The sequence below is a fragment of the Bacillus sp. FSL K6-3458 genome, assembly GCF_038005045.1.
In the GTDB taxonomy this organism is placed as follows: Bacteria; Bacillota; Bacilli; order Bacillales; family Bacillaceae; genus Bacillus; species Bacillus altitudinis.
Window position 1 is genome coordinate 2,460,206 of sequence record NZ_JBBOSI010000001.1, and the last position, 17,640, is coordinate 2,477,845.

Annotated in this window: 15 protein-coding genes; all 15 read right to left on the minus strand. The window is 41.4% G+C overall.

Going from position 1 to position 17,640, the window contains the following annotated elements:
- Nucleotides 1-40: 40 nt before the first annotated feature.
- Nucleotides 41-1,393, minus strand: a complete 1,353-nt coding sequence (locus MHH23_RS13040; RefSeq protein WP_340958755.1) for an IS1182 family transposase — start codon at nt 1,391-1,393, stop codon at nt 41-43.
- 135 nt (nt 1,394-1,528) lie between these two features.
- The gene (locus MHH23_RS13045; protein WP_039166654.1) at nt 1,529-5,842 is read right to left on the minus strand and encodes a PolC-type DNA polymerase III; all 4,314 of its coding nucleotides are present in this window, start codon (nt 5,840-5,842) and stop codon (nt 1,529-1,531) included.
- 75 nt (nt 5,843-5,917) lie between these two features.
- On the minus strand, nt 5,918-7,615 hold the full coding sequence (locus MHH23_RS13050; protein ID WP_024720366.1) for a proline--tRNA ligase: 1,698 nt from the start codon (nt 7,613-7,615) through the stop codon (nt 5,918-5,920).
- Between the two features lie 80 nt (nt 7,616-7,695).
- The gene (gene rseP, locus MHH23_RS13055) at nt 7,696-8,961 is read right to left on the minus strand and encodes an RIP metalloprotease RseP (RefSeq protein ID WP_007499546.1); all 1,266 of its coding nucleotides are present in this window, start codon (nt 8,959-8,961) and stop codon (nt 7,696-7,698) included.
- A gap of 6 nt (nt 8,962-8,967) precedes the next feature.
- Nucleotides 8,968-10,119: a 1-deoxy-D-xylulose-5-phosphate reductoisomerase gene (gene dxr, locus MHH23_RS13060; protein WP_017359078.1), complete on the minus strand. Its 1,152-nt coding sequence runs from the start codon at nt 10,117-10,119 to the stop codon at nt 8,968-8,970.
- Between the two features lie 39 nt (nt 10,120-10,158).
- Nucleotides 10,159-10,953, minus strand: coding sequence for a phosphatidate cytidylyltransferase (locus tag MHH23_RS13065; protein ID WP_007499550.1), 795 nt, complete (start codon nt 10,951-10,953; stop codon nt 10,159-10,161).
- Between the two features lie 12 nt (nt 10,954-10,965).
- Nucleotides 10,966-11,748, minus strand: a complete 783-nt coding sequence (locus MHH23_RS13070; protein WP_110487244.1) for an isoprenyl transferase — start codon at nt 11,746-11,748, stop codon at nt 10,966-10,968.
- A 129-nt stretch (nt 11,749-11,877) separates the two neighbouring features.
- On the minus strand, nt 11,878-12,435 hold the full coding sequence (gene frr / locus MHH23_RS13075; RefSeq protein WP_008344764.1) for a ribosome recycling factor: 558 nt from the start codon (nt 12,433-12,435) through the stop codon (nt 11,878-11,880).
- 1 nt (nt 12,436) lies between these two features.
- Entirely contained in the window at nt 12,437-13,159 is a 723-nt protein-coding gene (gene pyrH / locus MHH23_RS13080) for a UMP kinase (RefSeq protein ID WP_008344767.1), read from the minus strand.
- Nucleotides 13,160-13,293: 134 nt separating this feature from the next.
- The gene (gene tsf / locus MHH23_RS13085) at nt 13,294-14,175 is read right to left on the minus strand and encodes a translation elongation factor Ts (RefSeq protein WP_007499558.1); all 882 of its coding nucleotides are present in this window, start codon (nt 14,173-14,175) and stop codon (nt 13,294-13,296) included.
- 91 nt (nt 14,176-14,266) lie between these two features.
- On the minus strand, nt 14,267-15,001 hold the full coding sequence (gene rpsB / locus MHH23_RS13090) for a 30S ribosomal protein S2 (protein ID WP_007499561.1): 735 nt from the start codon (nt 14,999-15,001) through the stop codon (nt 14,267-14,269).
- A 155-nt stretch (nt 15,002-15,156) separates the two neighbouring features.
- Nucleotides 15,157-15,696 (minus strand): hypothetical protein, encoded by a 540-nt coding sequence (locus tag MHH23_RS13095; RefSeq protein WP_045034267.1) that lies wholly within the window; start codon nt 15,694-15,696, stop codon nt 15,157-15,159.
- A gap of 21 nt (nt 15,697-15,717) precedes the next feature.
- The gene (locus MHH23_RS13100; RefSeq protein WP_007499565.1) at nt 15,718-16,485 is read right to left on the minus strand and encodes a FliA/WhiG family RNA polymerase sigma factor; all 768 of its coding nucleotides are present in this window, start codon (nt 16,483-16,485) and stop codon (nt 15,718-15,720) included.
- Between the two features lie 24 nt (nt 16,486-16,509).
- Entirely contained in the window at nt 16,510-17,010 is a 501-nt protein-coding gene (locus MHH23_RS13105) for a chemotaxis protein CheD (RefSeq protein WP_340959637.1), read from the minus strand.
- A complete protein-coding gene (locus MHH23_RS13110; protein ID WP_024720363.1) occupies nt 17,010-17,636 on the minus strand; it encodes a chemotaxis protein CheC in 627 nt (208 codons plus the stop codon). Before MHH23_RS13110 ends, MHH23_RS13105 begins: the two co-directional genes overlap by 1 nt.
- Nucleotides 17,637-17,640 lie beyond the last annotated feature (4 nt).

The window sequence follows — 17,640 nt, forward strand, 5'->3', positions numbered from 1 at the left end:
GATGATGGATGAGATTGAATGAAAAAGGCCTCCCACACACCTAACCTAGCTTCGCTAGATGTGTGGCAATCTTCTTCATGTTCTGACAGGCAGCTGTGAGAAGCACTTGCTCACTCACATTTTGTTTTCCCCTCAACCGGCAGTAGCGAAGCCCGTGCAGTTGTTTTGAATCTGCAAAGCTTCGCTCTATTTTTTCTTTTCTTTTTTTATATAGCTCTTTTCCAGAGACAGATAGACGATTTTGTCTGATCCTTTCTTTATGTTCTTCCCATATGTGTCTTGAGATGACTTTTTGATGATTTTTCGACCTTGTGCATCTTTCAAGGAAAGGACACGATGTACATTTTTTAGGATCTGATTTGTAGAACCTATAACCTTTTCGATCAGTTGTTGTATATAATAGCTTCTCACCATTTGGGCATATGTAATGATCATGTTCAGAGTCATACTTGAATTTCCACTTCTCAAATAAACCTCTTGTTGGATGAAAGCGTCTATGTGCGATGACACCAAAAATACGGCGATCTGATAAACCTTTACAGATTGGGGTTGTCAAATAACCAGAATCAAGGGCAACAGCTTCTACTTGAAAACCAAATCGTGCGATTTGGTGATCCAACCGATCAAGATACGGAACAGAATCATGGACATTACCGGGCGTGATGTGGGCATCCGTGATGATATTGTACTTCATATCCGTTGTACGGTGGTCTAGGTAGAAAAAGCCTTCTGGCTTGTTTTCACGATAAAGATAGCCACTTTCAGGATCAGTCGTACTTTGACGAATGTCTTTTTCCGTTTTCACCTCCTCTTTTACCTTTAAGGGCTTTTTTCCGTGTGCCACCCGATCTTCTTGGATCGCTTCTTCTAAATCATTTATATAGTTCTGGGTATCCTGCTCAATCGTTTTTCTCATATATTTATGTTTATTGGCATTGGCTTTAAGATGAGTGGAGTCAGTAAAAAGAACGCGGCCTCCTACCATATCATGATTGATAGCTTGAAGCACGATCTCGTCGAAAATGTCTTGAAAAATCGTTGTATCTTTGAATCGAGTACGACGATTCCAGCTAATGGTCGAGTGATGAGGAACGGGGTCATTGATGTTCAAACCTAAAAACCATCTATACGCCATGTTATAGTAAATTTCTTTTTCAAGTTGTCTTTCAGAACGGATACCATACAGGTATCCGATGAACATCATTTTGAACAAAATGAGTGGATCGAGAGAAGGACGACCTTTATTCTCACTATAATATGGTTTTACTTTGTCTATGATAAATGAAAAATCAATGTATTGATCAATTTTACGAAGTAGGTGATCCTCTTCGACCAGTTGATCTAGTAATACAAATTCGGCTTCGTGCTGAGAAGAATTTCTAGTGTGGAACATGAGAAAAACACCTTCCTTTAGTATGCTTTTCTCTATTATAAAATGGGGTAGTGGAAAATTTAAGGGGAAAAATAAAGCTGTCGAGATTTTCTCGACAGCCTGAACGCCCTTTAAGGGCGCTCTTCATTTTTCACATTAGAACAAAGAAAGCTGGTTTTGATCAGGAAGTGCTTCTAAACAGCCTTGACGATCCAAATACTCAAGGATGGTCTTAGACACTTTTCCTCGTTTTTGTAAATCTTCTTTTGAAAGGAATTCACCATCTTGGCGTGCGCGTACAATATTTAACGCAACGTTTGTTCCGAGTCCAGGGATGGAGTTGAATGGCGGGATTAGCCCGTCTCCATCAATGATAAACTCAGTGGCACTTGATCGGTATAGGTCTACTTTTTTAAAGTGATAGCCTCTTTCACACATTTCAAGTGCAAGCTCTAGTACAGTTAATAGGTTCTTCTCTTTCGGTGATGCATCAAGACCTTTTGAGTTAATATCGTCCATGACCGCTCGAATCGCATTCGATCCTTTTGTCATCGTTTCGATATCAAAATCATCAGCACGAACGGTAAAATAAGCCGCATAGTACAGAAGTGCATGGTGCACCTTGAAATAAGCAATCCGAACAGCCATTAATACATAAGCAGCCGCGTGGGCTTTAGGGAACATGTATTTAATCTTTTTACAAGAATCAATGTACCAGTTCGGTACGTTATTATTCTTCATTTCTTCTTCCCATTCAGGAGGAAGTCCCTTCCCTTTACGAACAGATTCCATGATTTTAAAGGCAAGTGACGGCTCTAAACCTTGATAAATCAGATAGACCATAATATCATCACGACAGCCAATCACTTCGCTTAGTTCACACGTTTTATTATGAATCAGCTCTTGGGCGTTGCCGAGCCATACATCTGTACCGTGAGATAGACCAGAGATCTGAACAAGCTCCGAGAAGGTGGTCGGTTTTGTATCCTCAAGCATCTGACGAACAAACCTTGTGCCAAACTCTGGGATCCCAAGTGTTCCCGTTTTACATCCAATTTGTTCTTCTGTGACACCGAGAGGTTCCGTTCCTTGGAAGATTTTCATGACCTCAGGATCATCTGTCGGAATCGTTTTTGGATCAATTCCGCTCAAGTCCTGAAGCATCCGAATAACCGTTGGATCATCGTGTCCAAGAATATCTAGTTTCAGCAAGTTATCATGGATTGAATGGAAATCAAAATGCGTCGTTTTCCAATCAGAACCTGTCGCATCTGCTGGATATTGTATTGGTGAGAAATCGTAAATGTCCATATAATCCGGCACTACGATAATACCGCCTGGATGTTGGCCCGTTGTCCGTTTGACGCCCGTACAGCCCTGTACGAGCCGGTCAATTTCAGCACCTCTCATATGAAGGTTATGATCTCCTGCGTAGCCTTTCACATAACCATATGCCGTTTTTTCTGCAACGGTACCGATTGTACCTGCCCGGTATACATACTCTTCACCAAACAGCTCTTTCGTATAGTTATGGGCAATCGGCTGATATTCTCCTGAGAAGTTCAAGTCGATATCAGGCACTTTATCTCCTTTAAAACCTAAGAACGTTTCAAACGGAATATCGTGTCCATCTTTTTTATACGGCGTCCCGCATTCAGGACAGTCTTTATCAGGAAGGTCAAATCCTGAGCCAACCGATCCGTCATTAAAGAACTCAGAGTGCTTGCAACTTGGACATACATAGTGCGGCGCAAGCGGGTTTACTTCTGTAATCTCTGTTAATGTCGCAACGAGAGATGAACCAACTGATCCCCTTGAACCAACTAGATATCCATCATCAAGTGATTTCTTAACAAGCTTATGAGAAATTAAATAAATAACAGCGAAACCGTGACCAATAATACTCTTTAATTCTTTCTCAATCCGGTCTTCTACAATTTTCGGTAAATCGTCACCGTAGATGCTGCGAGCCATGTTATAGCTCATTTCCCGAATTTCTTCATCTGCACCTTCGATTTTTGGTGTATAAAGATCGTCTTTGATTGGTTTAATACTTTCGACCATCTCAGATACTTTTTGCGTATTCGTCACGACAATCTCTTTCGCCTTCTCGTCTCCAAGGAAAGAGAATGCTTCTAGCATTTCATCAGTTGTTCTAAAATGAACTTTTGGCAGTTCATGACGATTAAGCGGATTCGCCCCGCCTTGTGATGAAATTAAGATTTTGCGATAAATTTTGTCTTCTGGATGCAGGTAGTGCACATTTCCAGTCGCCACGACTGGTTTATTCAGTTTTTCACCAAGTTTCACAATGTTTGTGATGATCTCTTTTAATGCACGTTCATCCCGAACAAGCTCCAGCTGGAGTAAATGCTGATACACTTCTGGCGGATGAACTTCTAAATAGTCGTAAAATGCGGCAATGTCTTCTACCTCATCAGGTGACTTCTGCATCATCCCTTCAAACACTTCACCCTTATCACAAGCAGACCCAACAATTAAACCTTCTCGATATTTCTCAAGCTGTGAGCGAGGGATACGCGGCACGCGGTAGAAATAATGAATATGAGAAAGTGAAACAAGCTTAAATAAATTCTTTAGACCCGTCTCATTTTGTGCAATCACTGTTGCATGGTAAGGACGTGAGCGCTGATACGCATTGGACTGCCCCATGTTTTCATTTAATTGATCGTGGTAAGCAATCTCTTTTTCAGCCGCATCTTTTAGCATCTTCAGCATGAGGTAACCAGTTGCTTCTGCATCATAAATCGCCCGGTGATGCTGCGTGAGTTCAATATCGAACTTTTTACACAGGGTGTTCAGCCGGTGATTTTTAAATTCAGGATAAAGGAATCGGCCGAGTTCTAGTGTATCAATGACAGGGTTTGACGCTTTATCTGTTTTTAACAGTCGCTTATATGCTGCATTTAAAAAGCCCATATCAAAGCTCGCATTGTGAGCAACAAGGATATCTTGTCCAATCCACTCTTTGAAATCCCGAACAACATCGACCACATCTGGTGCATCTCTCACCATGTCGTCCGTGATACCGGTTAGTTCAATGGTTGTTGCTGATAACGGATGATGAGGGTTTGCAAATGCCTCAAAGCGGTCAATGATTTCCCCGCCTTTGATTTTCACAGCTGCAAGCTCAATGATCGTATCATACACAGCAGAGAGTCCCGTTGTCTCAACATCAAATACGACAAACGTCGCATCTTCTAACAAGCGGTGCTCTGGATTATACGCAATCGGTACCCCGTCGTCGACTAAATTGATTTCCACCCCGTACATCATTTTGATGCCATGCTTTTTACTTGCTGCATACGCATCTGGAAAGGATTGTACAACGGCGTGATCTGTCAGGGCAATGGCCTCATGCCCCCATTTTTTTGCTTGTTCAACAAGTCTACCGATGCCAGTGACAGCATCCATCTGGCTCATTGGCGAATGCAAATGAAGCTCAACACGCTTTTCTCCCTCTGGTGCAGTATCTTCTTTCAGCTGAGGTTTCATTTCATTGACGTCATTTGCGATCATGACAAGATCTCTCACAAACGTATCGTTTTGAATGCTTCCTCTTGCTTTGACCCACATCCCTTTTTTCAAGGATTTCATGAGCTGGGCATCTTCTTTTTCTCTCGCAAACATTTTGATCAAAATACTATTCGTATAATCGGTAATTTTAAAGATACAAAGGGTTCTGCCGCTTTTTAGTTCGCGCGTTTCTGCATCAAACACGTATCCTTGGACGGTGATTCGTCTTTCTTCGTCCATAATACTATCAAGCGTACGTATTTCTTCATTGTCTTTGATTTGATAGCCAATCATCAGAGGGCCAGAAGGGGCTTCCTCTTGATCCTCACTTTCCTTCTTCTCCATCTCAACAAGGGCTTGCATGGCTCTTTCTTGATCTTCAGCAAGTTTTTGTTCTCTGAACTTCTGAATCTCTTGATCTGATACAAAAATTTCTGTATCAAATTGAAGTTCTGGAAAACCGACTTGTTTAAATGCAGCCTGAAGCATTGGGCTATATTTCTTTTTGATGGCCAAAGCCTCAGTTTCGCTTTTTGTTTTGATGATGATCTTATGTCCAGACAGCGCTGGTTTTTGCTGTTGAAGCAAGCTGATGATTGGGGGAGAAATTCCTTGAAGCTCTTCCACACAATGTGACCAATACGATTGAACGAGCTCTTCAGATATGTGCGGATCATTGACTTCAATCGTACAAGTGACTTGTGCGATATGAGAAAATGCATTTGTCAGCCTGCTTAAAAACATTGCATATACTTTGTAAGGCAAAAGTGCCTTAAATTTAAAAAGGAAATGCCACGTTTTTGCCGCCTTATGCACCGTCAATTTGACGATCTCGCCTTCTTCAAAGTAACGGCTGAGGTCATCATCTGTCATTTGAATCTGATTGAGTAATATATGAAATTGTCGCCGGGTAATCGGTAATTGTTCATCCAAGACAGGACCCTCCTTTTGCAAATCAGAAAGGTACCTCTTTTTTGCAGGAGGTACCTTCATTTTTTTGTTCGTTTTTTATGCTTGGCGTATAAATGAAATCAGTTCATCAACAGATACTTCGTGTGATTCACCTGATTTTCTGAATTTCACTTCGACAATTCCTTCTTCTGAACGTTTCCCGCAGCTAATGCGAATTGGCAGTCCAATTAAGTCACTGTCGGCAAATTTGACGCCTGCACGCTCTTGGCGGTCATCGAAAAGGACTTCATAGCCCTCTTCCTGTAAACGCTCATACAGCGTTTCAGCCAGTTCCTTTTGTGCATCGTTTTTCATATTTAAGGCAAGTAGATGAAGATCATATGGCGCCACTGTTTCTGGCCAAATAATCCCCTTGTCATCATGATGCTGTTCAACAATCGCAGAAAGGGTTCTAGAAATTCCGATGCCATAGCAGCCCATGATCATTGGCTGCGCACGTCCATTTTCATCGAGGTATGTTGCATCCATTGCCTCTGAATAACGTGTGCCTAGCTTAAAGACTTGTCCTACTTCAATTCCTTTTGCGAACTGGATTGTGCCTTCACCATCTGGAGAAACGTCTCCTTCTTGAATCAAGCGAAGATCTGTGTATTCCTTCACTGATAGATCACGAGCAGGATTAACATTGACATAGTGATAATCCGATTCATTTGCACCTGCAACTGCATTTGTCATTCCTTTTACAGCATGGTCTGCATAAATCGTTACTTCCGCTTCAAGCTTCACTGGTCCAACAAATCCTGGTTCTGTTCCGATCACGTCTAGTACTTCCTCACGTGAAGCAAGCTCTACAAGCTGTGCTCCAACTAAGTTTTTCACTTTCACATCATTTACTTCATGATCGCCTCTTGTCAGGACAAGTACATACGCATCGTCCGCTTTAAACAAGACAGATTTGATACATGTAGAAGGAGCCACTTCTAAGAATGACGCAACATCTTGTATCGTCTTCACCTGAGGCGTGTGTACTTTCTCGAGTTCTTTGAAGTCCGCAGGGTTTGCTTCTTCTCCGTGATACACAGCCTCAGCCATTTCAATGTTCGCAGCGTAGGAAGATGTGTCAGAGTATGCGATTGTATCTTCTCCTACTTCTGACAGTGCCATAAACTCATGTGTATCTTTTCCTCCCATTGCCCCAGAATCGGCAATGACGGGTCTAAAGTTAAGACCTACTTTTGAAAAGACATTCGAGTAAGCTGTAAACATTTTGTTGTATGTGTCATCAAGGCTCTCTGGTGAAGAGTGGAATGAATAGGCGTCCTTCATAATAAATTCACGTCCGCGCAATAACCCAAAGCGAGGTCTTTGTTCATCACGGAATTTAGATTGGATTTGATAAAGTGTCAAAGGAAGCTTTTTATACGATTTGACTTCACTGCGTACGAGTGATGTGATCACTTCTTCGTGTGTTGGGCCAAGTGCAAACTCGCGGCCGTGACGATCTTTCATACGCATGAGTTCTGGACCGTATGTATACCATCTTCCTGACTCTTGCCACATTTCTGCTTGCTGCAGCACTGGCATTAACAGCTCAGCTGCTCCCGCCTTTTCCATTTCCTTGCGAACAATGGCTTGAATGTGCTGAATCACTTTATGTGCTAACGGCAGGTAATGATAGATACCGCTCGTGTTTTGTCTAATAAATCCAGCTCTTACTAACAGCTGATGACTTTTTGCCTCAGCATCTGCCGGCACCTCTCGAAGAGTTGGAATGAAAGTCAAGGATTGTCTCATGTCGTTACACCTCATTTAAGAAATAGGACTTCTCACAAAAACTCTTGTTTCCCAGAATGAGAAACAAGAGACATTGGTTTTTATAAAAATAATCGCTGGATGTCATTCCATGTCACTACTAGCATTAATAGCATGAGGAACGCAACACCAATGAAGACAACAAGTGCCTCTTTCTCACGATTAATTGGTTTGCCGCGAATGGCTTCAACGAATAGGAAAAGTAATCTTCCTCCGTCTAATGCAGGAATCGGTAATAAATTCACGATCCCTAAGTTGATACTAAGAAACGCAGCAAACTGCATTAATGTTAACACACCTTGTTTCGCTACTTCTCCTGTCATGTCATATATTCCAACAGGACCTGCAAGCATATCTAATGAAAATTGTCCTGTGACAATCTTTTGCAAGTTCGTTAAGATGAGACCTGCTGTAGATATCACTGTCGTTCCTGAGGATGAGATGACTTTGAGAAAGCCATTTTCCGTTGGCGGATAAGAACCAAAACGGCCAATGGTTTTTCCTTCGGCCTTCACAGCTTCTGGTACAACTTGAATGGTGCTTTCTTTGCCGTCTCGATCAATGACGACATTCATTTTTTTATCTGGGTTCTTTTGAACCGTTTGAACAACGTCTGTCCAAGAATTCATTTTATCCCCGTTAATTGAAACGATATGATCTCCCTGCATAAGCCCAGCTTGCGCTGCCCGGCCGTCTTTTGTCAGCTTACCAAGTACAGGATCATCCACGGTTACACCTTGAATAAATCCTAAAGCCACTAGAATCACATATGCCAGGATAAAGTTCATAATCGGTCCAGCTGCAATGGCTTTAATACGCTGCCATACTGTTTTTGAACCAAACTGACGGTTGTATGGCGCAATTTGAATTTCTTCACCATCTGCAATATAGAAGCTTGTTTGGCTTACATTGTAGCCAGTCAGAATGTCTTCATTTCCAGCCTCATATCCTGAAATTCTCATCGCATGATCTAAATCAATTTGTTCAACTTCAATGACAAGTGCATCAGGATATTTTTCTTTATCATTTAAAATGATTTTTTCTACTTCATTTTGCTCATTGAATAAGAGCCCCACTGTATGACCCGGTTTAATTTCAATGACTTCAGGGTCTTCTCCAGCCATTTTAACAAATCCGCCGATTGGCAGAAGTCTGATGGTATAGACGGTTTCTTTTCGTTTAAAGGAGAAAATCTTCGGTCCAAAACCAATTGCGAACTCGCGGCATAAAATGCCTGCGCGCTGCGCCATAATTAAATGGCCAAGCTCGTGGAAAAAAACGAGCGTTCCAAAAATAATAATAAACGCAATCACTGTATTCACGAACATACCACCTTATGCGAGGATTGATTGAACAAAGTCTCGTGTATCTTTGTCCACTTCATGGATATCTTGCAAACTAGGCGTTGAAATCACATGATGTCTGTTCAGTGCCTTTTCAATCAATTCTTCAATTTGCAGGAACGTTACTTTGCCTTTTAAAAATGCATCAACAGCTATTTCATTGGCTGCATTAAGCACAGTAGGCATTGTCCCTCCTATTTTACCTGATTCATAAGCAAAATGTAAGCAGCGATACCTGTCAAAATCCGCTTTTTGGAAATTTAATTGTCCAATCTCCCAAAGGTTTAATGATTTCGCTTCTTTTAATGGCGCTCTATCAGGATAAGTGAGCGCATATTGAATCGGAACCCTCATGTCAGGTGTACCTAACTGAGCCATGACACTTTTGTCATGGAATTCCACCATGGAATGGATGATGCTCTCTTTATGTAACAGCACATCAATTTGATCGTATGGGATATCAAACAGCCAATGCGCCTCAATCACCTCAAGCCCCTTATTCATCATGGTCGCTGAATCGATCGTGATTTTTGCGCCCATGGACCAGTTCGGATGATTCAGCGCTTCTTCAACCGTTACACCTTCAAGCTCCGTGCGTTTTTTATCTCGGAAACTGCCGCCTGAAGCTGTGACGATTAAGCGTTCAATGTTTTTAGCTTGTTCACCTTGCAGGGATTGAAAAATAGCGGAGTGTTCACTATCGACAGGAAGTAAAGGCACGTCATACTTTTTGGCGTACTCTTTTACTATATGACCAGCTGTCACAAGTGTTTCCTTATTTGCAAGTGCGATCGTCTTTTTTTGTTCAATGGCTTTTAATGTCGGTACAAGTCCGACACTTCCTACCAGTGCATTGACCACAACATCCACTGCATCATAGGTCGCTGCTTCGATGTTTGCTTCATCACCCGCAGCCATTTTGACATCGTATTGAAATGAATGACCTTTTAACGTGCGATAGGTCGCTTCGTCTACACATCCAACAAATTCAGGCTGAAATTGTTCAATGATAGGGATGGCCTTGTCTATATTTCTGCCAAACGTCATCGCTTTCAACTTGAATTTGTCTGGATGCTGCCTGATCACATCTAATGTTTGTTCTCCAATTGATCCTGTTGCGCCTAATAGCGAAATATATTTCAAATTGCCACTCCTTCTCTCGTTCAATTAGTTTCTATGAGGTTAGCTAGCAAACGTGGCCAGCAATAAATATAAAAACGGCAGAACGAATAAAAAGCTGTCAAACCTGTCCAAAATTCCGCCATGACCTGGGAGGATTGTCCCTGAATCCTTCACATGGTAATGACGCTTTAAAGCAGATTCCACAAGGTCGCCAAGCTGTCCAAAAATACTGAGCAAAAGAGTAATAAACATAACAAGCAGATATGATGGCAAAAATCCTGTAACCGCCTGGAACACAAGTGACAGCACGACCGCTGTGACGATTCCGCCGATAAATCCTTCTACTGTTTTGTTTGGGCTGATCTCTGGCCAAAGCTTTCGTTTCCCCATAGATTTCCCAATAAAATAGGCACCTGAGTCAGTGGACCAAATAATCACCGCTGCGAAGAAGATCGCACTCATGCCATACAAGCCTCTAATTTGAATAAAATAATAGAAACTAACGCCAATATATAATGTGGCTAATATAACAAAAGCAACCTCATCGAATGTGAAAGAGTTTTTGCTCAGAACTGTATAAGTTAAAAGGATTAAGACTGCAAATAAAGCAATCTGCATTTTTGATGCGTCTACGTTCGGGAAGAAGCTATTTTCTCCGCCCATTAAAAGCCAAAGCAATATTAAGCTGACAATGCCAGGAAAGCTGAAAATCGAAATCTTTTTCATTCTAAGAAGCTCAAAGAGAGCGACACTTCCCATTAAATAAATCAGCAGGGTAAATGGCATTTGTCCATAAATCACTGCAAGTAAAAACACTGCAGCTGCCAGAACACCCGTCAAAATTCTTTGTTTCATCTGCACCACCCTCTAAATTCCACCGAACCTCCGGCCGCGGCGCTGGTACTCTCCGATAGCGTCTATGAGATGCTCATCAGAAAAGTCAGGCCAAAGCACATCCGTAAAGACAAACTCACTGTACGCAATTTGCCAAAGCATAAAGTTGCTTAATCTAATTTCTCCACTCGTGCGAATAAGCAAATCCGGATCTTGAAGAGATTCTGTCATTAAATAAGCTGAAAACATCTCTTCTGTGATGTCTTCTGCTCGAAGCTTGCCTTCTTTGACTTTTTCAGAAATTTGTCTGCATGCAGAAATAATTTCTGTCCGTCCTCCATAATTGAGCGCAAAATTTAAAATGAGTCCGTCATTATTCGCCGTACTCTTTACTGCGTTCTCTACCGCTTTTTTCGTATGCTGCGGGAGGCCGTCTGGATCACCTGTTAAACGTACACGGACATTTTCCTCGATGAGTTCAGGCAGATAGATGTTTAGAAACTCTTCAGGAAGCTTCATTAAAAAGTCTACTTCTAGTTTTGGACGTTTCCAATTTTCTGTAGAGAAAGCATACAAAGTCAGCACTTTGACATTCAGCTCATTTGCAAGCTTGGTCATGCGCTTGACAACTTTCATTCCTTCATGATGTCCTGCTACCCGTGGAAGTGCACGTTTCTTTGCCCATCTTCCATTCCCATCCATGATAATGGCGATATGTTCAGGAATTTCTCCATTTAATATGTCTTCTTTTGTCAGGCTTTCTAAGTTGGAAGCTGCTGTTTGCTGATTCTTCCAATTTTTGAGTATATTGAGCATGAGATTCCTCCATCACCCAAAAAGGTTGCGTTCCCGCTAATAATATAGTCCTCAACAGTATTAACAAAAAAACCCCCTGTAAACATGAAGAGGGTCTTTTCACTATTATCTATTGTACATAGTTTTTTCTTAAACTTCCATGATTTCTTTTTCTTTATCTTTTGTCACTTCATCAATTTTAGCGACATATTCATCTGTCAATTTTTGAACATCCTCTGTAGATGATCTTAATTCATCTTCAGTGATCTCCCCATTTTTCTCTAGCTTTTTCAATTCATCGTTTGCATCACGACGAACGTTACGAACAGCTACTTTTGCTTCTTCTGAGTATTTTCTCACAACTTTTACAAGTTCTTTACGTCTTTCTTCTGTTAGTGCTGGGATCGCAATACGGATCACGTTTCCGTCACTTGTTGGTGTGATACCAAGATCAGACTTTTGGATCGCCTTTTCGATATCACCGATCGCTGTTTTATCGTAAGGTGTGATAATCAGCATACGTGCTTCTGGCACTGTAATTGACGCAATTTGGTTTAGTGGTGTTTGCGCACCATAGTAATCCACTGTTACTTTGTCTAAAAGGGAAGCATTAGCTCTGCCCGCACGGACAGTTGCTAGTTCACGTCCGTATGCTTGAACGGCTTTTTCCATTTTTTCTTTTGTTTGGTTCAACACTTCTTTTGACACGTTATTTCCCCCTCACGATCGTTCCGATTGATTCGCCATTGACGGCACGTTTAATATTTCCTTCTTCCATAATAGAGAAGACGATTAATGGAATGTCATTGTCCATACATAATGAGGACGCAGTAGAATCCATTACAGCAAGCCCTTCTTTTAGTACATCAAGATATGAAAGCTTATCATATTTTACTGCATCCGCATCTGTACGAGGATCAGCACTGTAGACACCGTCTACATTGTTTTTCGCCATTAAAATGACATCTGCTTCAATTTCAGCTGCACGAAGTGCTGCTGTTGTATCAGTAGAGAAATAAGGGTTACCAGTACCTGCAGCAAAAATCACGACACGTTTCTTCTCAAGGTGACGGATCGCTTTTCTTCTTATGTATGGCTCTGCAACCTGTCTCATTTCGATAGAGGTTTGTACTCTAGACTGAATGCCAAGCGTTTCTAGGCTGTCTTGTAATGCCAATGAATTCATCACTGTTGCAAGCATTCCCATATAGTCTGCTGTTGCCCGGTCCATTCCTAAGTCACTGCCTGTCTTACCACGCCAAAGGTTTCCTCCGCCTACAACGACTGCAACTTCAACATCAAGTTCTGCAATTTCTTTTACTTGCTTTGCAATTGATTGAATGACAGTTGGGTTAATTCCATTTCCAGCATCACCAGCTAGTGCTTCTCCACTTAGCTTCAGTACAATGCGATTATATTTCGGTTTGCTCATGATAACCTCCAAGTGTAAACTATACCGTCTCTTATTATGCGTAAGAAACCGTCTTTTGTAAATCAATATCCTCTAAAAAATAGGGAACACAGTGCTTGTGCTCCCTAAAAAAGCCCCAGAGAGCTTTTCAAACATTATTTTTTCACTTGGCTCATGACTTCTTCAGCAAAGTTGTCTTGACGTTTTTCGATACCTTCGCCCACTTCATAGCGAACATAAGTTTGAACAGTTGCGTTTTTCGCACCTACAACTTGTTTCACTTTTTCATCTGGGTTTTTAACGAATGCTTGGTCAAGTAAGCAAATTTCTTCGAAGAATTTGTTTAGACGGCCTTCTACCATTTTAGCAACGATATTTTCAGGCTTTCCTTCTTGAAGCGCTTGTTGTGTTAATACTTCACGCTCACGGTTTGCTTCTTCTTCAGACACTTGGTCACGAGAAATGTATTTAGGGTTTACAGCAGCAACGTGCATTGCGATGTCTCTCGCAAGCTCTTCATCAGTTGTTCCGTTAAGAACCGCTAATACACCGATGCGTCCGCCCATGTGTAAGTAAGAACCGAATGCAGCGTTATCTTCTTTTGTGATGACTGAGAAACGGCGCAGCGTAATTTTTTCTCCGATTTTCGCAATTGCAGAAGTAATATGTTCTTCAACTGTTGAACCATTTTCCATTTTAGAAGCATGTGCTTCTTCAATTGTTGCAGGTTTCGCAGCAAGTAAATGATCAGCAAGTTCGTTAAGAAGATTTTGGAATCCTTCGTTTTTCGCAACGAAATCAGTCTCAGAGTTCACTTCTAGGATAACGCCAGTATTGCCGTCAGTTTTAATAAGAGTTAATCCTTCTGCCGCAATACGGTCTGCTTTTTTCGCAGCTTTTGCGATCCCTTTTTCTCTTAGAAGATCGATTGCTTTGTCGATGTCACCATCAGTTTCTGTTAACGCTTTTTTACAGTCCATCATACCTGCACCAGTTTTTTGACGCAGTTCTTTTACTAATTGAGCAGTAATTGCCATTTTACATTTCCTCCTTCTATGTTAAAACACGGATTACTAGGTGAAAAAAAGGTGATAAAAGGCAGTTCCCTCTTATCACCTTTTGAATAGGTTACGCAGTTGTTGTTTCAGTTTCTGTCGTTTCTTCTACAACAGCTTCTTCTTCGCCTTGTTTAGACTCAAGAATCGCATCTGCCATTTTAGCAGTTAGAAGTTTTACAGCACGGATTGCATCATCGTTTGCAGGGATCACAACATCAATTTCGTCTGGATCACAGTTTGTGTCAACGATACCGATAATTGGGATATTCAATTTACGAGCTTCTGCAACTGCAATACGCTCTTTACGAGGGTCGATAATGAAAAGTGCATCTGGAAGACCCTTCATGTCTTTGATTCCGCCTAGGAATTTTTCAAGACGTTCTAATTCTTTTTTCAGTTGAACGACTTCTTTCTTAGGAAGAACTTCGAACGTACCGTTTTCTTGCATTTTTTCGATATCTTTTAAACGTTTGATACGTTTTTGGATTGTTTCAAAGTTTGTTAACGTTCCACCAAGCCAGCGTTGGTTTACATAGAACATACCAGAACGGATTGCTTCTTCTTTCACTGAATCTTGTGCTTGCTTTTTCGTACCAACGAAAAGGATTTTTCCTCCGTCAGCAGCAAGGTTTTTCGTGAAGTTGTAAGCTTCCTCTACTTTTTTCACCGTTTTTTGAAGATCGATGATGTAGATACCGTTACGCTCTGTAAAGATGTAACGTTTCATTTTTGGGTTCCAACGGCGTGTTTGGTGACCGAAGTGAACACCAGCTTCTAGCAATTGTTTCATAGAAATAACTGACATGTTGTTGCCTCCTAATATAATGGTTTTTTTTCCTCCGCTTAAGTCATGTTCACATAAAACTGCGCCACGGCAGCACCTTCATACGAATCATTAAGCGTGTGTATTTAACACCAAGAAATAATATAACACATGATGGACTGACAATCAAGAATCCTTTACAGCTTTCCGCTAAATTTTAATAAAAGCTCGATTTCTGTCTTGCCCGTTTTTAATTCTTTCGCTATTTCTTCTAATGATAGCCCTTGATCATATAAGGCCTTTACTTGATCCTCGAATGTTTCTTCTCTTTCACTTTCAGAAGGCGCAGAAGCTTCTGTTTCGAGACTTGAAACGGGTTCGTTTACCTTCTCTTCCTGCACCTCAACTTCGCTAAGGAGAGCCGACAGGTGCTCCGGAACTGGATCTTCACTTTCTACCGATTGCTGGGATTCAATTGGTGGTTGTGGCTGCTTTGGTGTCTGAAGATCCGATTTCAGCTCTTCAGCAGAAAAATCAGGGGAAGTGGCTGCAGCTTTTGATAGTTTTTCATTCTCTTCTTTGACTTCCATCAAAAATGCAGCCAGGGTATTTTCCGTTTCTTCTAAAAGCTCTCGCTGCTTTTGTTCTGTTGCCTTCAGCGAATTCATTCTCGTGTATAAAATGATCACAAAATAAATAAGTGCAGCATGAAGCATAAAGCTAATCAGCCATAGCATATTTTTTCACTCACTAACTCTTTAAGATTGAATGGCTTTATCAAGCAGATGCTTAAGCTTGAACAATGCCTTTGAATGAATTTGCGAAATGCGGGAGGTCGATAAATTAAGCACTTGACCAATTTCCGTTAACGTCAATTCCTCTTTATAGAAAAGACTAATCACAAGCTTTTCTTTTTCCGAAAGCTCTGTCATTTTTTCGGCAAGCTGTTCAATTAATTCATCTTTCAGCATTTTTTCTTCAGGTGTCACAGTCTTTTCGTCGCGAATCATGACTTGAACGTTTTCTCCGTCTTCTTGATCATGCAGCTTCTCATCAATCGAGAGCAAATTCGCAAAGAACCCTTCATTCATCGTTGTGACCACATCTTGTTCACTCATGCCGAGTTCTTCAGCAACCTCTGTTGGTGTCACATTTCGTAAATATCGCTGTTCAAGCTTTTCAATTGCCGCTTCTACTTTTTTTGTTTTTTCTCTTGATGTACGAGGCAGCCAGTCCTCTTTACGAAGACCGTCGATGATGGCCCCGCGAATTCTGAAGGATGCATATGTATCAAACTTCAGATCTCTTCCGGGGTCAAATTTTTCAAGGGCATCATATAAACCGAGCATCCCTAGACTGATCAAGTCTTCTTTGTGCACTGACTTCGGGAGACCGATGGAAATTCTTCCAACATGATATGTGACGAGCGGCATATAGCGGCGCATAAGATCATCTCCAGCAGCTGGGTCCTTCCACTCTTTCCATCTAGCCCATAGCGCCTGATCTTCGTAATTTAAGGATTGCATCTTTCTCCCCCTATACTTCCTTAGTTATATCTTCATAATGCCTTGTTTCACAGTGCGGATCTCAAGTTCTGTTGTAAGCGGATCAAATTCAATCGTGCGTCCATTGTTTCCGCCCGTGTCCTCACTAATGATCGGGATATGATGAAGAGACAGATTTTCTTTCACAGCTGATACATTTCTAGGTCCAATTCTCATCAGATCATTGGTTGACTTAAATTTAAACATTTCTGCGCCGCCAGCAAGCTTCGCTTTTAGCGCATGTTTGCGCGCTCCTTCTTTTAAGAGCAGATCAATTGTATGCTTGACACCTGTATCTGCATACTTAGCCAAGTTCTCTACCGCTCCTTTTGAAAGAGAGGAGTCTGGAAGCATGACATGGACAAGTCCTGCCAGTTTTTTTTCTTGGTCAAAAAGGACAAGTCCTACGCAAGAACCGAGACCGGATGTCCGAATACGGTCCGGTGTTTTCACAAGCTGAACATCCGCTATACCAACCTTTACAACTGCCGGAATCTGCACGTTCATTATAGGTTACCTAATGCTTTGAACAGTTTTTCAAACGATTCAAAGTCTGGTAATAGAAACATATTTCCTTTCAGCTCTTGCTGATTTTGATCATCAAAAATCGATGTATCAATCACAATCGCCTGATCGCCGAGAGGGCTAAACTGCATTAATCCTTCACTAATGACAGCCCCGAACATGTCGAGCGTGACATCTGGAACACTTGGTTGAAGCTGCAGTTTTGTTAAATCGGCAAGTGCTGATAAATAAGAGCCCGCTAAAATATTTCCTAGCTCATGAAGCGCTGATGTTCCTAGCATGTGTTCATGAATCGTATCAATATCAAATGCTGGGTCCTGAACAAGCTCTCTTACAAATTGTTCAGCTTGTTCAAACGGCATAATGAAAAAGATTGAACCGGTAAGATCACCCTCCATTCGCAAAAAGATACTGGCAACTGGAAGGTCTGCTCCACCAAAGAAATCCATTAAATCTTCAAACGAGAGAACTTTGACAAAAGGAACAGCCATATCAATTTTGCGATTCAATAGGCTGGCAAGAGCAGACGCTGCATGGCCTGCTCCGATATTCCCAACCTCACTTAATATATCTAGCTGTTCATCTTTAATTTCATTGAAAATGCTCATCTCA

Excerpts from the sequence above, each read along its gene's own strand:
- MHH23_RS13040 (WP_340958755.1), bottom strand. The coding sequence starts at position 1,393 with ATGTTCCACACTAGAAATTCTTCTCAGCACGAAGCCGAATTTGTATTA.
- MHH23_RS13050 (WP_024720366.1), bottom strand. The coding sequence starts at position 7,615 with ATGAGACAATCCTTGACTTTCATTCCAACTCTTCGAGAGGTGCCGGCA.
- rseP (WP_007499546.1), bottom strand. The coding sequence starts at position 8,961 with ATGTTCGTGAATACAGTGATTGCGTTTATTATTATTTTTGGAACGCTC.
- MHH23_RS13065 (WP_007499550.1), bottom strand. The coding sequence starts at position 10,953 with ATGAAACAAAGAATTTTGACGGGTGTTCTGGCAGCTGCAGTGTTTTTA.
- MHH23_RS13070 (WP_110487244.1), bottom strand. The coding sequence starts at position 11,748 with ATGCTCAATATACTCAAAAATTGGAAGAATCAGCAAACAGCAGCTTCC.
- pyrH (WP_008344767.1), bottom strand. The coding sequence starts at position 13,159 with ATGAGCAAACCGAAATATAATCGCATTGTACTGAAGCTAAGTGGAGAA.
- tsf (WP_007499558.1), bottom strand. The coding sequence starts at position 14,175 with ATGGCAATTACTGCTCAATTAGTAAAAGAACTGCGTCAAAAAACTGGT.
- rpsB (WP_007499561.1), bottom strand. The coding sequence starts at position 15,001 with ATGTCAGTTATTTCTATGAAACAATTGCTAGAAGCTGGTGTTCACTTC.
- MHH23_RS13095 (WP_045034267.1), bottom strand. The coding sequence starts at position 15,696 with ATGCTATGGCTGATTAGCTTTATGCTTCATGCTGCACTTATTTATTTT.
- MHH23_RS13100 (WP_007499565.1), bottom strand. The coding sequence starts at position 16,485 with ATGCAATCCTTAAATTACGAAGATCAGGCGCTATGGGCTAGATGGAAA.
- MHH23_RS13105 (WP_340959637.1), bottom strand. The coding sequence starts at position 17,010 with ATGAACGTGCAGATTCCGGCAGTTGTAAAGGTTGGTATAGCGGATGTT.
- MHH23_RS13110 (WP_024720363.1), bottom strand. The coding sequence starts at position 17,636 with ATGAGCATTTTCAATGAAATTAAAGATGAACAGCTAGATATATTAAGT.